Source organism: Oribacterium sp. WCC10, assembly GCF_900113415.1.
In the GTDB taxonomy this organism is placed as follows: domain Bacteria; phylum Bacillota; class Clostridia; order Lachnospirales; family Lachnospiraceae; genus Oribacterium.
Window position 1 is genome coordinate 101,849 of record NZ_FOPH01000011.1, and the last position, 16,537, is coordinate 118,385.

A 16,537-nucleotide genomic window follows, 5' to 3' on the forward strand; every position below is an offset into this window, starting at 1 on the left:
TCCGTAAAATCTTTCGAAATGGGAAGAAAAAACGGACAGGGTAGCACATCATGCTACTCAACTTTGTATTTTAACAAATTCTTTAAGTAAGGTCGATATGTTTTTTACAAAACATAATAAAAGGGCAGAGAATAAATCTCCGCCCTTCTTTATCAAAATTACTTTCTGATACCGAGCTTCTCGATGAGTGATCTGTATCCCTCAAGGTCTGTCTTAGCAAGGTACTGAAGAAGTCCTCTTCTCTGACCAACCATCATAAGAAGTCCTCTTCTTGAGTGGTGATCCTTAGGGTTCTTCTTAAGGTGCTCAGTAAGCTCGTTGATTCTTGTTGTAAGAATAGCAACCTGAACCTCTGGTGAACCTGTGTCTCCTGGCTTACGGCCATACTGTGCGATAAGCTCTGCCTTCTTTTCCTTTGAAATCATGGTAATTCCTCCTATAAAACTATGGCGACAAACGCCATTACTTACGCTGACAGAGTTTCCGGAAGGAGTTCCGTAAAACTACGCCAACGCGCATACTGAATTAGTATATCTAAGTTCTTTTATTTGTCAATACGGATAATGAATTTCTGCTGTAAACATTATCTAAACATTGTACAAAATCAAATCCCGGATAAGATCCGTCAGTCCACATGAGGCGGAGCGGTCCGATATTTGTCTTTGCAGCTTATATAATGATGATGACGTGAGTGTCAATAATATTTGCCACTCACTGATTAGCGCCAACGCACACATCCGTGTGCAATGAGCAGGAATCCTTACATCATCAAATCGCATCTGTATCACAGATCCATAGGATAATTGGCTGCTGACCAGACGTCCTTCTGAAGCTGTTTCTTCAGGTCTTCCAGTGAAGGGAACTTCTGCTGATCTCTCAGTCTGTCGATGAACTCAACTCTGATCTTCTTTCCGTAGAGATCACCCTTGAATCCAATGATATGGGTTTCGATATCCATAGGATTGTCATCGGCAACTGTCGGATTGGTACCAACATTGGTCATTCCCTTATAGAGATTCTGCCCCACAAGCACTCTGGTCACATAAACTCCCGGGCTTGGAACCAGTTTTCCGTCCTTTGGAAGCATATTGGCTGTAGGGAAACCAAGAACTCTGGTTCCTATCTGCTTTCCGTAAATAACTGTGCCGCTTAATGCAACGTGACGGCCCAAAAGATCTGCAGCAAGTTTGACATTACCCTTCTGAATCTCTTCGCGGATATAGGTGCTGGAGATCTCCCTTGCATTACCATCTTCATCGAGAATCTGACGTTTCTTTATGACATGAGCCTCATAACCGTATTTGTTCTGAAGTTCTGTGAGCAGAGCTGCATTGCCTTGTGCCTTGTGGCCGAAGCTGCAGTCTGTCCCCACAACTATATCTTTCGCGTGCATTCCCTCAACAAGAATGTCTCGAAGGAAATGTTCTGCCGGAACTTTCATGGTGTCTTTGTTTACAGGATAAGAAAAAACATAATCAAAGCCAAGATTCCGAAGTCTTGTGAGATGTTCGTCACTTGATGAAATCGAGTTCTTTTTGATGCCTGTAAAAAGACTTTCCGGATTCTGTGAAAATGTAAGAATCGCAGTTTTCAGGTGTTTTGTTTTCGCTATCCTGAACATGTTGTCAAATATAAGCTGATGCCCGAGATGACTTCCATCGAACTTTCCAAAAGAAACAACTGCCGGTTCCGGCACAAATATAGGGGGCTTCATGATTGAAATCAGTTCACCCTTTTCTTCCATAGATGCTATTTCGGAGATGGTGTGACTTTCCCCTATATCATACTGACCGACCCTTGTACGGATAAGTGATGACATGGCAGCGCCTGTACCGAGCTTTTCTCCGATATCCTTACAAAGTGTTCTGATGTATGTTCCCTTTGAACAGGTGACTTCCATCTGAACATAAGGGATATCTATGGAAAGGATCTTTATATCGTGAATGGTTATACGATTGGGTTTTCTTTCAACTGTTTTCCCCTGTCTCGCCAAATCATAGAGCTTTTGACCGTTTATCTTCTTGGCGCTGTACATGGGTGGAATCTGATCGTAGCTTCCGATGAAGCTTTTCACAGCTTCGCGAATGTCTTCTTCGGAAACATTTACTTCTTTATCGGAAAGCACTGTGCCTGTGGTATCTTCTGTATCGGTGGTGATACCCAGTTTCATCCCTGCAACGTATACCTTTTCTGTACCTGCGATAGCATCCACAAGCTTTGTGGCTGTACCTGCGCAAACCACCAGAACTCCCTCTGCCATGGGGTCGAGAGTTCCCGTATGTCCTATTTTTTTCTCGTGAAGAATGGAACGAAGCTTTTTGGTTACATCAAAACTTGTCCATTCCTTTTCTTTTCTGACTACTATAATTCCGTCCATTTATCCCCTGTATAGAGAACGCCAGTCTGTTTGATTTCGTGACCCGAAGGACTGACGTTTTTGTGGGACAGATGTTATGCCCACGTAAATGACACCACATTATTCACATCTGTGTGGTGTATACCATGTGTGAGTAGCAAATGTTTTAGATACTCACGTTATTATATCAGCTCCTGTTTGAAACAAACTCCGGAGCATACATCTGGAGTGAAAGCTCCTTTGTGATGTTGTTGATGACATCGTGGTATGATCCCTGCAATGTGCATCCGGCGGCCATCTTATGACCTCCGCCACCAAAATGAGCTGCTACACGTGCCACATCAAGCATATGGTTGTTGCTTCGGAGACTAACCTTGAAGTTCTGGTTGGTCATCTCATATATGAAGATGGCACAGTCTATGCCTCTGGTCTCACGCATCACGCTTACAATACCGTCGATATCTTTGGAAGTGACATTGTAAAATTTCATTTCTTTGCAGGTGAGCCAGCCTGCAAGACACCGACCGTCCATGACCATGAGACTTTCCATGAGCACGCGGCCCAGAACCTGCTGCTGAGGATAGGTTTTGGTGAAAAAAGTATCATCGATGATATGACCAAAATCGATGCCTTTTGACATCAAAAAGCCTGCTATCTCCATAGTATGTTGTGATGTGCAGCTGTACTTGAATACACCTGTATCATGTACCATGCCGAGATAAAGACACTCGGCAGTCTCCTTAGTGATTTTATCCTTGTCCAAAAGATCAAAGATGACTTCACAGGCACTGGATGCCTCAGGAATGATGGTACTGTGTTCGAATTTCTGTGATCCCGGTATATGATGATCTGCCACGTATAGAGTTCCGGCATTTTCTGCGAGTGTTTTGTAATCACCGAGTCTGTCATAACCGTTACAGTCACACATGATACATAACTGGTACTTTCTGTCTGAAGGCACGTGTATGATCTCGTCAAATCCGGGCATAAAACGGAACTTTTCGTTGGCTGTCTGGAGATAGACATTAACCTTTTTATCCGGGTATAGATTCTTTATATAGCTTTTGGTGCCAAGGGTGGAACCAAGGCAGTCTCCGTCCGGATTTGTATGTCCAAGAATACAGATGCTATCTGCTGCTTCTATCAACTTTGCAAATTCGTTCATGAAAACCCCTTTCTAAATGGCTTAAGTCGTCAGGCGATCCCGTGTATGCACGATGATGCATCTGACGACCAGTTTTAAGCATGATATCTTCAACACATTCATGCTCCTTTTATCATTACAGGCAGATAATGCAATAATGCATCTCTGCCTGTGAAAAATCAAATATAAGGAAACTGTACTATAGTATATGTTTCCTGAATGAATTGTTCTATAAAACACTTCGCTGTCCTGATTGTTATAACCCGTTCGAACATGAAATTGTACTTTGTAGTCTCACTTATGCAGATAGTGTTCTTTCGGAATCAGGACAATATATTATCAGTTCTCTTCGTTCTCGTCAGAATCTGAAGATATTTCATCCTCAGTTTCCACATGCTTCTCGGCGTCTTCCTTTGCCACCTTGTTAATGAGAGCATCCATACGTGCACCATACTCGATAGAATGATCTTCAACGAACTGGAGCTCAGGTGTGTGACGAAGATTCACTGTCTGAGCCAGCTCTCTTCTCAGGAAACCACCGGCAGCCTTGAGACCCTCCATGGTCTTTCCGAGAGACTCTTCACTTCCGAGAACTGAGATATATACCTTACAGTACTGAAGATCCGGAGTGACTTCCGCTCCGGTCACAGAAACCATAGGTGAGATGCGGGGATCTTTCAGATTGCGGATTGCAACCGAAAGCTCACGCATAACCTCAGCATTTATTCTTGTATTTTTTACAGAATTTTTTCTCAACGCTTAACCTCTTCCATTACATAAACTTCAACATAATCATCAACCTCGATCTCGTTGAAGCCGTCAAATACAAGACCACACTCGTAACCGGCCTTGACTTCCTTTACATCGTCCTTGAAACGCTTTACGGAAGCAATCTCGCCTTCGAACACCTGATCCTGCTTAGGTCCGCGCATGATACGTGCCTTTGCACCTCTCTGTACGAGACCATCCTTAACCATACAACCTGCGATGTTGCCGACACCTGAAGCCTTGAAAATCTGTCGGATCTCTGCATGACCGATAACCTTCTCCTCATAAACAGGAGCAAGCATACCCTTCATGGCATCCTCGATATCCTCGATAGCCTTATAGATAATGTTGTAAAGTCTTACGTCAACGTGCTCACGCTCAGCGATCTCCTTTGCTGTAGCATCCGGCTTAACATCGAAACCGATAACGATAGCATTGGATGCACTTGCGAGAACAACGTCGGATTCACTGATGGCACCAACGCCGGAGTGAATAACCTTAACGGCAACTTCTTCGTTTCTGATCTTCTCGAGAGAATCCTTAACGGCCTCAACAGAACCCTGAACGTCTGCCTTGATAACGATAGGAAGTTCCTTGATCTCGCCGGCCTTGATCTGATCAAAGAGTGCATCAAGAGATACCTTCTTCTTGGACTCTTCAACCATCTTCTGCTTGCTCTCTGTTACGAATGCTGCAGCATAAGCCTTGGCTTCCTTCTCGTTGTCCTTGACCTGGAATATCTCACCGGCATTAGGAACCGCATTAAGACCAAGGATCTCACATGGCTGTGACGGACCTGCCTTTTTGATACGTCTGCCCTTATCATCAGTCATGGCACGTACCTTACCGTAAGCAGAACCTACAGCAACTACATCACCCTGATGAAGAGTTCCCTTCTGTACAAGAAGTCTTGCAACTGAACCACGTCCCTTATCAAGCTCTGCCTCGATAACAACACCGTAAGCTGAACGGTTCTGGTTTGCCTTGAGCTCCATAACGTCTGCCTCAAGAACAACGTTCTCAAGGAGATCCTCAATACCGATACCCTTCTTTGCAGATACAGGAACGCAGATTGTGTCTCCGCCGTAATCCTCAGGAACAAGGTCATACTTCATGAGTTCCTGCTTAACACGGTCAGGGTTTGCGCCTTCCTTATCGATCTTGTTGATGGCAACGATGATAGGAGTATTGGCAGCCTTGGCGTGGTTGATAGCTTCTACTGTCTGTGGCATGACACCGTCATCTGCTGCAACTACAAGTACAGCGATATCTGTTGACTGTGCACCACGCATACGCATGGCTGTAAATGCCTCGTGTCCCGGTGTATCAAGGAATGTGATGAGACGGTCTTCACCGTTTACATTAACTGATACCTGGTAAGCACCGATAGACTGTGTGATACCGCCGGCTTCCTTGGCAGTAACATTTGTATTTCTGATAGCATCAAGGATAGATGTTTTACCGTGGTCAACGTGACCCATTACGCAGACAACAGGAGGTCTTGAAACCATGTCCTCATCTGTATCTTCGATATCATCCTTGACGAGCTCGGCGATAACGTCGATCTTCTCTTCCTTCTCACAAAGGATATCGTAATCAACAGCGATATTCTCTGCTTCCTCGTATGAAAGCTCTGTGTTGAGGGTTACCATCTGACCCTTCATGAAGAGCTTCTTGATGATATCTGCAGGCTTCTGCTTCATCTTATCAGCCAGCTCCTTGATGGTGATAACCTCAGGAATGGTGATGGACTTGATCTCCTCTTCAACCGGCTTAACTACCTCAGGCTTGATAAATGCACCCTTGCCGGTCTTCTTCTTACGTGCTGCCATCTCATCGTCTCTCTCGTAAGACTGCTCTGCAGTATACTTGTTCTGCTTACGGGTGTTACGATTTCTCTTGGCTGCCTCTGCTCTCTCGTTATCGAAATTCTTGTTTCCAAAATTCTTATCAGCAGGCTTGTGAGCATTTCTGTTGGTTGTTGGCTTTGATGAGATATCTACTGCTGCAGCTGTACTTTCAGTACGTCTCTGCCCACCGAAGCCTGTACCGGAAGGTCTCTGGCCCGGTCTCTGCTGACCGTTGCGATCACCTGTGCGACCGGCATTGCCTGCAGGACGCTGACCGTCCTTGTGGAATCCGCCGCCCTGAGGACGATTTCCACGATCATTTCGCTGCCCGAATGGCTTTGACTGATCGTTTCTGTCGTTTCTGTCAAAACGAGGTCTCTGATCATTGCTTCTTGCAGGACGATCTGTAGTTCTTTCCTGAGAAGCGGCAGCTGAACGGGCTTCCTGCTGAGCTTTCTTTCTTGCTTCTTCCTGAGCTCTTGCCTCTTCTTCTGCCTTTCTCTTTGCCTCTTCCTCTGCCTTTCTTCTTGCCTCTTCTTCGGCAGCCTTTCTTTCAGCTTCTCTCTTTGCTTCTTCTTCAGCCTGACGCTTCTGGATCTCATTGAGCTCGCGAAGAGGTGTTACTCTTGCTGTTCCTGGAGGAAGTGGTCTTCCGTTAGGACTTGTCTTTTTAGGCTTTTCCTTCTCTTTCTGCTCGGCAGCCTGCACTGTTTTTCTCGCACCCTGCTCCTTTGCTGTAGAGAGCTTACCGCCAAGAGGATGGTTTTTATGGTTTGCGGAGTTCTGCGAATGGAAAACTACAGCAAGCTTCTTTTTCTTAGGAGCCTCACCCTTCTTTGCATCCTTGCTGTTCAATCCATTTTCTTTCTGGTTCTCATCTGACATTCACATTACCTCCGTCAATATATTTGATCATCGCTTTAGCGAATCCTTCATCTTCTACGCTGAGAGACGAGCGTTCGGACTTGCCGAGCTGCATTCCCAACTTCTCTTTTGTGCCTAATTCAAAATATGGAACATGACGATAAGTTGTCATGTTTTTGAATTTCTTTTTAGTATTATCCGACGCGTCCTCAGGAACAATCACAAGAAGTGATCTTCCGCCCTTAAGAGATTTCTCTACTGCGAACTCGCCACTTTTCAGTTTGCCTGCTCTCTGACATAAGCCGAGCAGGCCGTATATTCTTTCATCTATCAAGCTGTATCAGTTCCTCTCTGAGTGCCTGAGCGGTATCTTCAGAAACTGTAACCTTAAATGCCCGATCCAAAGCCTTACGCTTTATAGCCTTTTCAAGGCATGCCGAGTCGTTGCATATATAAGCGCCGCGACCGTTTTTTCGTCCGGTTGGATCGATGCTGAATGTATCATCCGGTGAATGGACGATACGGATCAGGTTAGGTTTTTCTTTTTTCTGACCGCAACCAATGCACGTTCTCTCGGGTATCTTTTTCATACCTATCACATCTCTCCGTTTTCTTCAGATGTCTCAATGTCATCTGACTCAACGGTTGTATCATCAAAAATTTCCTCGGTCATATCGTCGGCATCCTCTGCGGACTCAGCATCCTCGCCCTGATAGTCGATTCCCATCTCATCGAAGATACCCTGCTCCTGAGCCTGTGACTCGGACTTGATATCGATCTTGTAGCTTGTGAGCTTTGCTGCAAGACGGGCATTCTGACCTTCCTTACCGATGGCAAGACTAAGCTGTGCATCCGGTACGATAACCATGGCTTCCTTGTTGTCCTGATCTGCGATAACTGCGATAACCTTTGCAGGTGAAAGAGCATTCTCAATGAGGTAAGCAGGGTTCTCATCATAGTTGATGATATCGATCTTCTCACCACGAAGCTCCTCAACAACAGTATTAACACGTGAGCCGTTGAGACCTACGCATGCACCAACAGGATCTACATCAGGATCGTTGGACATAACAGCCATCTTTGTTCTTGAACCTGCTTCACGTGAGATAGCCTTGATCTCGACGATACCGTCTCTGACCTCGGAAACCTCTTCTTCGAAGAGTCGCTTAACAAGCTCAGGATGTGTTCTTGACACCATAACACGTGGTCCGCGAGGAGTATCTCTTACTTCAACGACATAAACCTTGACTCTGTCGTTTGGCTCAAGCTTCTCATCCTTGATCTGCTCATTCTCTGAAAGATATCCGTCTACCTTGCCAAGGTTAACGATGATTGATCTTCCTGTGTCTCTTTCGATAGTTCCTGTGACAACTTCCTTCTCCATTGAGTAGTACTCGTTGTAAAGAACCTTACGCTCCTCTTCACGGATACGCTGAACGATAACGCCCTTGGCATTCTGTGTTGCGATACGTCCGAAGGTTTTTGAATCAACCTTTACAGGAACGATTGAGCCGAGTGTGTAACCGGGATCGATCATTCTTGCATCTGCAAGAGAGATCTCTGTGTTCTTGTCAAGAACCTCTTCTACTACTGTTTTGTCAGCGATAACTGAATAATCACATGTATAAGGGTCAACGCTTACACGAATGTTGTCTGAAGAACCGAAGTGGTTCTTGCAAGCGGTCTGAAGTGACAGCTCGATGGCTTCGATTAAAGACTGCTTTGAAATTCCCTTTTCCTTCTCGAGTAGATCGAGTGCTTCACTGAGTTCTGTGTTCATTAGTTTTTACCCCTCCCGGTAATGGAATCTTCTGATATATGGTCTGTAGATTCTTCTGATGTTTCATCATCTACATCCTCTGGTATGATATCGGCATTTCCCGGCTGATCCTTAAATCCAAGGGAACATACTTCCATCATATACTGTTCCGGAATGAAATCTTCCTTATCCAACCACTTGGACAGCTTTCTGGAAACCTTTGCACAGTCGTCGACTGTCATATCAACACCGTCTGTACGATATATGAAAGATCTTAAGTACCACTCATTGTTTTCCTGTGTGAATGTTACACTGTCTACCTGATATCCGTCTTTCGGACATATCTCATCGAGATACTTCTTTACCCTTAGGGTATATTCGCCGTTTGTCTGCATAAAAATTTCCTCTAAACTTAAGTAAAAGGAGCAGGCCTTTTCGCCTGCTCCTTTTAACTAGTCAATAAATACTCTTGAAGAATAACACAAGAATATAGCAAAATCAACACTTTTTTGTAATGTTACATAAGTCCTCTTATAAGAATGATAAGTATAAGAATAGGAAGTATATACTGAAGGTACCATTTCATGGATTTATTTAGTTTTGCACCTTCGCCCTTATTACACTCTGCAAGGTAATTGTCAAATCCCCAGCCCCACTTTGTCACGCAGAAAAGAAGATACATGAGTGATCCGCCCGGAAGAAGGAGATTTGATACTATGAAGTCTTCAGAGTCGAGAACATCCCTTTCGCCTATGATATGAAGGTCTGACCAGATGTTATAGCCTAAAACACATGGAACACTGGTGATGAGAATGAAAATGCAATTGACTATAACGGCTTTTGTTCTGGTCCATCCGAAATTGTCAATGGATGTGGCGAGCAGGTTTTCAAATACTGTGATAACAGTACTGAAGCTTGCAAAAGACATGAACATGAAGAAAAGTGTTCCCCAGAGACGTCCACCCGGCATATTCATGAATACTTTCGGCAATGTCATGAAAATGAGACTTGGACCCGCATCGGGCTCAACATTAAAGCTGAAGCATGCCGGGAAAATGATGAGTCCGGACATGATGGCAACAAAAGTATCAAGTGCACAGATTCTAAGTGACTCTCCTGCAAGGCTGAAACGGTCAGACATATATGAACCAAAGATCTCCATGCAGGCAACGCCAAGGCTCAATGTGAAGAATGCCTGATTCATAGCGGCAGAAATCACGGTTCCAAATCCCTTTATGAAACTTCCGTTACCGGCGGCACTGACCTTACTGAGACTTGGCACCAGATAGAAATTTACACCGTCTCCTGCTCCCGGTAATGTCAGACTGTGGATGGCAAGTATGATAATGAGGCAAAGCAGTGCGCTCATCATGATGGTGGTAACCTTCTCGAGTCCTTTCTGAAGTCCGAAGGAGCAAACCAGAAAACCGACAAGAACCGTGATCATCATGCAAAGCATCATCTCTTCCGGTTTTCCGAGCATATCTGTAAATACCGAATCGGCATTCTCTATAGCAAGATTATCGAAGGTTCCGAAGGCGAATTTGAAAAAGTAGGAAAGCATCCATCCGGATACGGTTGTGTAGTACATCATAAGTATATATGCACCGGCTATGGCAAACCATCCATGAATATGCCACTTGCTTCCCTGCGGTTCAAGCTTTCTGTATGCCAGTACCGCACTCTTGTGAGAGGCGCGTCCTACCGCAAGTTCCATAGTCAGTACGGGAACACCCATGACCAAAAGGAAGATAAGGTAGAAAAGAACAAATATGCCGCCGCCGTTCTGCCCTACCAGATATGGGAATTTCCAGACATTTCCGATACCGATGGCACAGCCGGCGCTGACAAGGATGAAGCCGATTCTTGACTTGAAATTTTCTCGTTTGTTACTCATAAAGCTCCTTAAGACCTTGCAAAACCAAAGCTTTGCTGTATTACGGGTACCAAACCAAAGGTTTAATATCCACCGATATATACTAATGTAAAAAGAGTCCGTAGTAAACTACGGACTCAAAAAAAATTTAGTGCTTTAAAGTATTATCGGTTAAACCCGAAAAAATATCTCTTTACAGGAGATCCCGGTTTGTGGAACCTTCCTTTGCGCCATCAAGTATGGCCGGGATTTCAGCGAGTGAAACAATTCTGTACTTAAGTTCGGCACGTGAACCTGCAAGTTCCTTCAACTTCTTGGAGATTCTATGGTAAATGGTTCCGCAGTCTTCCTTCTTGGTGCCGATAAGAAGGAGCAGATACTGGCTGGAACTGTACTTGGTATATACATCGCCCTGACGAAGCTCTGCGTAAAGAGCGTTCTTGAGGGCTTCAGCTCTTGTCTGAAGCTTTTCCTGATTCTGGATAGGCTTTCCTTCATAGTCCACAAGAGTACAAAGCATCATGAATATCGAATTGCCACGGCGCACAAGGTTACGGCGCAGAACATTGTAGACATCGATAAAGCTTGAAAAAGCGCAATAGTATGATCCGAGACTTCTGCTGTCACCCTTGTTGTTCTTGAGGGCAGCATCCCTTTCAAGGATACCGGCCTGAATCTCTTCGATATCGTCTGAAACAACCTTAATATCATCATAGATACGTTCATAACATCTGATGAGATCATCGGGAAGAGGTACTTCCAGATCATCAAGATAGTATCTGGCTGTCTTGTTGTAGAGCTCATAAGCCTCTTTGTACTCTTTACGTAAAATAAGTGCATCTATGACGTTGATCTGCCATCCGCCGTCAGGATAAATCTGACTTGCGCGATTGTAAAGCTTATACAGATTCTCGTAATCGCCTTTGTTGCGATAGTACTCGCCAAGGAACAGTACAAGCTCGTCAAACATATGCTTAAGCTTAACTGACTCTACGATGACCCAGTTATCTGTTGAGAACTCAGGAAGAAGTTCGCCACGATAAAGCTCAAAGGCCTGTTCATATAAGGAAGCTCTGGCTTCTACATCGTCTGTTTCGCCTGCTTTGCGACATGCATCGGTATAAGTCTTCACATCGAGACTTAATGTATATCCCTCGGGCTTCTCAGGGAAATAGATACCTTTCTTGCCCTCGATATAACGTTTTCCCGGAACACCACTCTTCTTAAGCTGTGTTCTGGCCTGATGCAACAGATTGTTCAGACTGTTGTTTTCATCAAGAAGATCCTTGTAGCCGAAAACTCCGTCAATCAGCTCTCTCTTTGAAATACCCTTCTTATGATTCAAAAGGATGATCTGGATCAATTTAAGAAAATTGGCCTTGTTGTTCTGTCCAAGACCCATATACTGTCCATTGACTGTGATGGAAAAGCCACCAAGCATACGGACGTCAATACGATTTTCATTCTCACTCATTTTCTACCCCTGCCTTTAAGACATTTTATATATTAATCTTAGACTTTATCGTGTGAAAAGTAAACAGAAATCAAAAAAATTTAAGCGGAATTATAACACATTTTATTAAAATGCACATAAGGAATATGAGTAAATAAAAAACCTTCTACAGTTTATTTAACTGAAGAAGGCTTAAAAACCGTTAATTTGTGAAAAATCAACAAAATAGTGTTATATCAGAATGTAATTCCAAGTGACTGAATAACAAGTCCCCAGAAAACCCCCACTCCGTAGAGGATCACAGCGATGCGGAGATTCTCATTAGGATGATAGTTGGTTCTGAAAAGAACGAGGAGTCCGACACCGGCGCCGACAAGTAGTCCTGCCATCATCTGTCCGGCATTAAGGATTCCCATTAGGTAAAGTTGTGTAATGCTTACTGATGCGGCACAGTTGGGAATGAGTCCGACAATACCTGCAAGGAAAACACCGACCACCGGTTTCCCCGCAAGAAACGCTCCGATTGCATCACTGCCGATACCTTCAACAAGAAGTGTTATTACGAAGGTTATAATGAAGATAAATACAGTGATCTGGAAAGTATGGTGGAAAGCCGGATATAAAATTCCGGCAATACCGGTTTTTCCATGATGATGGTGATGACCATGGTGTTCATGATCATGATCGTGTTTGCCACCGCTATGGTGATCGTGTGAATGTTCATGGCTCATGTGGTCGTGTTCATGACTCTGATCGTGAACGTTTGTATGGGAATCTGTCTCACTGTGCCCGGCATGTTCTGTATGATGATCTGGATGAGCGGTTAATGCGAATGTGCTATCTGGATGCTCTTCTGTATGTTCTGTGCCGTTTGCTGATTCTTCCTCTTCATCGTCATCACATTCGCAGTGGTCATGCTCGCAAAGATCATGAATGTGCTTTTCGGGTGCAGGTGTATGCTTTCCGTGATGCATAAAGAAGTCAAGAGCAAATCCGCTTATGATACCAAGAAGCATTTTTGTTCCCAGTATGGATACTATAGTTTGAGGGGCAACCTGTTCCGAGATGAAGATGGGAAGCATCTCATCTGATGTAGAGAGAAATACCGCGATCAATGTACCCAGAGAAATAACACCTCCGGAAAAAAGGCTTGCCGCAGCTGCAGAAAATCCGCACTGCGGAAGCACGCCGGCAGCCCCTCCTATCACAGGACCGAATTTGCCGGCTTTTTCAAGCATGGCTGTGGTGCTTTTTTCTGTTTTATGTTCAAGGTATTCCATAGCCATATATGTTACGAGTAAAAACGGAATAAGTTTTATCGTGTCAAGTATGGCGTCCATTAGTGCGTCAATTATCATGTCCATTTAAGAGTCCTCCATTTCGCAGTATAGAATAGCATACCTGTCAATACGTGGATTTTCACATGAACACATGTTGATATGACATAAGTATCAAAAGTACCAAATCATATGCTTTCACATTGATATGGTACTTTATGACGTGAGCGGCAAATACTTTTGAAACTCACGTCATAAAAGGTTACTTCTCGTATCTGAGAGCTGCCTCTATAAGTCCTCTGAACAAAGGATGAGCCTCGTTAGGTCTTGACTTGAATTCAGGATGAGCCTGAGTTGCAATAAAGTACGGATGATCCTTAAGTTCGATGATTTCAACTATATGGCCGTCAGGTGACTGACCGGAAAGAACCATTCCGGCAGCTTCAAGATCCTTGCGATAATCATTATTAACTTCATATCTGTGTCTATGTCTTTCGGATATTGAAGTCTTTCCGTAAACTTGATGTGCCATACTTCCATCCTTAAGATCGCAAGGATATGCACCGAGACGCATCGTACCGCCAAGATCTGTTACTGTCTTCTGTTCAGGCATCAGGTCGATGACAGGATGCTCTGTTTTAGGATCAAATTCAGTGGAGTTTGCATCGGCCCAGCCGAGAACATCTCTTGCAAATTCGATGATGGAAATCTGCATTCCAAGACAGATTCCGAGGTAAGGAATCTTGTTCTCACGGGCATACTGAGCTGCAAGAATCATTCCTTCGATTCCTCGCTGACCAAAACCACCCGGTACAAGAATACCGTTAACTCCCTTAAGAAGTGTTGCGGCTCCTACTTTTTCAACTTCCTCAGAATCCACCCAGCGAATGTTTACCTTTGCATGATTTGCTATTCCGCCGTGCTTCAGTGACTCTGCTACAGAAAGATATGCATCGTGAAGCTGAGTATATTTACCTACTATTGCAATGACAGTTTCCTTTTCAGGATGACGAAGATTCTCAACCATGGCTTTCCATGAAGTAAGATCAGGTTCAGGGCATGGAAGATGGAGACATTCACATACGGACTGTGCAAGATGCTCACGCTCCATGAGGAGAGGAACTTCGTAAATGAACTCGGCATTTGTGTTCTGAAGAACGTGATTTGACGGAACATTACAGAACATGCCTATCTTCTCTCTTATATCCTGCGGGATAGGATATTCTGTACGACACACAAGGATGTCAGGCTGAAGTCCGAGACGCTGAAGCTCACGAACACTCATCTGAGTAGGCTTTGTCTTAAGCTCTTCGGATGCATGGAGATACGGAACAAGTGTTACATGGATCATGATGGCATTTTCACGTCCGATGTCATGCTGGAACTGACGAATAGCCTCAAGGAAAGGCTGGGATTCGATGTCTCCAACGGTGCCGCCTACCTCGATGATAGCTATACGATCCTCCTCAGGGTCACATGAACGGTAGAAATCCGACTTTATCTCATTTGTGATGTGAGGGATAACCTGAACTGTATGGCCTTCATACTCGCCGTGACGCTCCTTGTTAAGAACGGACCAGTAAACCTTTCCTGAAGTGATGTTGGAACGGTGATCAAGGGATTCGTCAATGAAACGCTCATAGTGTCCGAGGTCAAGGTCTGTTTCCGTACCGTCATCTGTGACAAAGACTTCACCATGCTGTATAGGGTTCATGGTGCCCGGATCGATATTTATGTACGGGTCAAATTTCTGCATGGTTACCTTGTAACCTCTGGCCTTAAGAAGTCTTCCCAAAGATGCCGCTGTGATACCTTTTCCGAGTCCGGAAACAACTCCACCTGTGACGAATACGTATTTGATCATATACTCCCCTTTCGTAATACACAACTGAGTATAAGTCCATGGCATTGCTCCGTTTACGCTCTGGCGATGCTGACAAATGGTAATTCATACATACAAACAGGCTTTACAGATAAACGAATGCCTGATACCGGACTTATACACTAAAAAAGAGGTGACAAAGGCTTAGGGACACTTTGTTTTGTCCCTGTGACGCCCTTGTCACCTCTCGATATACATAAAAAACATGAGAATGATACACTTAATCTGTGTTTTTGTAAACCTATATTTTCAAATAAATGTCCTTGCAATTTTCAGCTTTTATATAGGCTTCTTCCGGAATTCCGATATCTTCAACGAAGATTGTTCCGCTGTACTCTTTTCCCGCTCCCGTTACGAGACCTGTCTTGTTCTTTCCGAAGGTTATGGTCACATCTGCCTTTATTCCACAGCCCATAAGCTCTCCGGTATCAGTATTGATGCCTGAAGGTGCATCGATTGCGATGGTGAAGCGGCGAGTGTGAGCATTGGCCTCTTCCATGAAGCTTCTGTAAATACCCTCCACAGGACGGTGCAGGCCTATTCCGAATATGCCGTCGATGCAAATGTCAGAATCCGGCAGAGCATCACCCTCTCTATAGATATTGACTCTTCCGAGAAGCTGCTGAAAATGGAACATCTGATAGAGAAACTCCCAGCTGGCTTTTTCAAGCTTTCCTGCAACAAAAACAACGGGGTCGTATCCTGTCTCCTTCAGCATACGGGCGGCTGCAACAGCGTCGGCACCGTTGTTGCCCACACCGGCAAGAACCAGAATCCTTGCTTCTCTCTCATATGTATAATGACGGTTTATATAGATGGCAATCTTCGAACTTGCAGTCTCCATCAATGCAAGGGACTCAAAGTCCATTTCATCCATGGCTATACGGTCTGCTCTTTTGGCAACGGTTCCTGTAATTGTATCCGGCATAAAATGCACCTCGCATGCTGTAGTACTTTTGACATTTACATCATTATATGAGTCGCCCGACAAATGGACGTTTATATCACATCCATTTTCGATATATTGTTCCTTGAAAACTTAATACACTATCTTTTTTATAAAAAATACGATTTCAGATGCACATGCGTACCTAAAATCAGAGGATTATTAGCATCCTATTTCCATTCCTTATGCTAATTGGACACACTTATCCAAGCTAACCATATATTTGATTAGCTTAATCGTATTTAGTGCTGCAACTTTAAAACCGAAGAAATGCCTATTCCTTATCAGACCTCTTACAGGCATTTTATCAGCATTATGCCTTTTCCTTAATGATGCCGGAATCGTTTCTACACCATTCCTGA

The 16,537-nt window shown here is 44.1% G+C and carries 14 protein-coding genes; all 14 read right to left on the reverse strand.

Translation table 11 applies throughout. The features are described from left to right. Positions 1-158: 158 nt before the first annotated feature. Positions 159-425 carry a 30S ribosomal protein S15 gene (gene rpsO, locus BM294_RS09470; RefSeq protein ID WP_031550722.1) on the reverse strand — a complete coding sequence of 89 codons (267 nt, stop codon included), beginning with the start codon at positions 423-425 and terminating at the stop codon, positions 159-161. A 359-nt stretch (positions 426-784) separates the two neighbouring features. Continuing rightward, positions 785-2,377, reverse strand: coding sequence for a bifunctional riboflavin kinase/FAD synthetase (locus BM294_RS09475; protein ID WP_091207393.1), 1,593 nt, complete (start codon positions 2,375-2,377; stop codon positions 785-787). A 166-nt stretch (positions 2,378-2,543) separates the two neighbouring features. Next, positions 2,544-3,521: a DHH family phosphoesterase gene (locus tag BM294_RS09480; protein ID WP_091207395.1), complete on the reverse strand. Its 978-nt coding sequence runs from the start codon at positions 3,519-3,521 to the stop codon at positions 2,544-2,546. Positions 3,522-3,839: 318 nt separating this feature from the next. Beyond that, positions 3,840-4,256, reverse strand: coding sequence for a 30S ribosome-binding factor RbfA (gene rbfA / locus BM294_RS09485; RefSeq protein WP_091207397.1), 417 nt, complete (start codon positions 4,254-4,256; stop codon positions 3,840-3,842). Beyond that, entirely contained in the window at positions 4,253-7,003 is a 2,751-nt protein-coding gene (gene infB, locus BM294_RS09490) for a translation initiation factor IF-2 (RefSeq protein WP_091207404.1), read from the reverse strand. Before infB ends, rbfA begins: the two co-directional genes overlap by 4 nt. Next, positions 6,993-7,313, reverse strand: coding sequence for a L7Ae/L30e/S12e/Gadd45 family ribosomal protein (locus tag BM294_RS09495; protein WP_091207443.1), 321 nt, complete (start codon positions 7,311-7,313; stop codon positions 6,993-6,995). The genes infB and BM294_RS09495 overlap by 11 nt, the downstream gene beginning before the upstream one ends. Then, positions 7,306-7,572, reverse strand: coding sequence for an RNase P modulator RnpM (gene rnpM, locus BM294_RS09500; RefSeq protein WP_091207446.1), 267 nt, complete (start codon positions 7,570-7,572; stop codon positions 7,306-7,308). Before rnpM ends, BM294_RS09495 begins: the two co-directional genes overlap by 8 nt. Before the next feature lie 5 nt (positions 7,573-7,577). After that, the gene (gene nusA, locus BM294_RS09505) at positions 7,578-8,762 is read right to left on the reverse strand and encodes a transcription termination factor NusA (RefSeq protein WP_091207406.1); all 1,185 of its coding nucleotides are present in this window, start codon (positions 8,760-8,762) and stop codon (positions 7,578-7,580) included. Continuing rightward, positions 8,762-9,136, reverse strand: a complete 375-nt coding sequence (rimP, locus tag BM294_RS09510; RefSeq protein ID WP_091207409.1) for a ribosome maturation factor RimP — start codon at positions 9,134-9,136, stop codon at positions 8,762-8,764. Before rimP ends, nusA begins: the two co-directional genes overlap by 1 nt. A 122-nt stretch (positions 9,137-9,258) precedes the next feature. After that, positions 9,259-10,638, reverse strand: coding sequence for a sodium-dependent transporter (locus tag BM294_RS09515; RefSeq protein ID WP_091207411.1), 1,380 nt, complete (start codon positions 10,636-10,638; stop codon positions 9,259-9,261). Between the two features lie 172 nt (positions 10,639-10,810). Then, entirely contained in the window at positions 10,811-12,091 is a 1,281-nt protein-coding gene (locus BM294_RS09520) for a bacterial transcriptional activator domain-containing protein (RefSeq protein WP_091207413.1), read from the reverse strand. A gap of 215 nt (positions 12,092-12,306) precedes the next feature. Next, positions 12,307-13,434, reverse strand: a complete 1,128-nt coding sequence (locus BM294_RS15905) for a putative manganese transporter (RefSeq protein ID WP_175494621.1) — start codon at positions 13,432-13,434, stop codon at positions 12,307-12,309. Between the two features lie 175 nt (positions 13,435-13,609). Continuing rightward, the gene (locus BM294_RS09530; protein WP_091207415.1) at positions 13,610-15,211 is read right to left on the reverse strand and encodes a CTP synthase; all 1,602 of its coding nucleotides are present in this window, start codon (positions 15,209-15,211) and stop codon (positions 13,610-13,612) included. A gap of 259 nt (positions 15,212-15,470) precedes the next feature. Then, entirely contained in the window at positions 15,471-16,157 is a 687-nt protein-coding gene (locus BM294_RS09535; RefSeq protein ID WP_091207418.1) for an NAD(P)H-hydrate epimerase, read from the reverse strand. Positions 16,158-16,537 lie beyond the last annotated feature (380 nt).

What these genes read in the sequence shown, in the direction of transcription:
- rpsO (WP_031550722.1), bottom strand. Translation starts at nt 425, where the DNA reads ATGATTTCAAAGGAAAAGAAGGCAGAGCTTATCGCACAGTATGGCCGT.
- BM294_RS09475 (WP_091207393.1), bottom strand. Translation starts at nt 2,377, where the DNA reads ATGGACGGAATTATAGTAGTCAGAAAAGAAAAGGAATGGACAAGTTTT.
- BM294_RS09480 (WP_091207395.1), bottom strand. Translation starts at nt 3,521, where the DNA reads ATGAACGAATTTGCAAAGTTGATAGAAGCAGCAGATAGCATCTGTATT.
- infB (WP_091207404.1), bottom strand. Translation starts at nt 7,003, where the DNA reads ATGTCAGATGAGAACCAGAAAGAAAATGGATTGAACAGCAAGGATGCA.
- rnpM (WP_091207446.1), bottom strand. Translation starts at nt 7,572, where the DNA reads ATGAAAAAGATACCCGAGAGAACGTGCATTGGTTGCGGTCAGAAAAAA.
- nusA (WP_091207406.1), bottom strand. Translation starts at nt 8,762, where the DNA reads ATGAACACAGAACTCAGTGAAGCACTCGATCTACTCGAGAAGGAAAAG.
- rimP (WP_091207409.1), bottom strand. Translation starts at nt 9,136, where the DNA reads ATGCAGACAAACGGCGAATATACCCTAAGGGTAAAGAAGTATCTCGAT.
- BM294_RS09515 (WP_091207411.1), bottom strand. Translation starts at nt 10,638, where the DNA reads ATGAGTAACAAACGAGAAAATTTCAAGTCAAGAATCGGCTTCATCCTT.
- BM294_RS09520 (WP_091207413.1), bottom strand. Translation starts at nt 12,091, where the DNA reads ATGAGTGAGAATGAAAATCGTATTGACGTCCGTATGCTTGGTGGCTTT.
- BM294_RS15905 (WP_175494621.1), bottom strand. Translation starts at nt 13,434, where the DNA reads ATGGACATGATAATTGACGCACTAATGGACGCCATACTTGACACGATA.
- BM294_RS09530 (WP_091207415.1), bottom strand. Translation starts at nt 15,211, where the DNA reads ATGATCAAATACGTATTCGTCACAGGTGGAGTTGTTTCCGGACTCGGA.
- BM294_RS09535 (WP_091207418.1), bottom strand. Translation starts at nt 16,157, where the DNA reads ATGCCGGATACAATTACAGGAACCGTTGCCAAAAGAGCAGACCGTATA.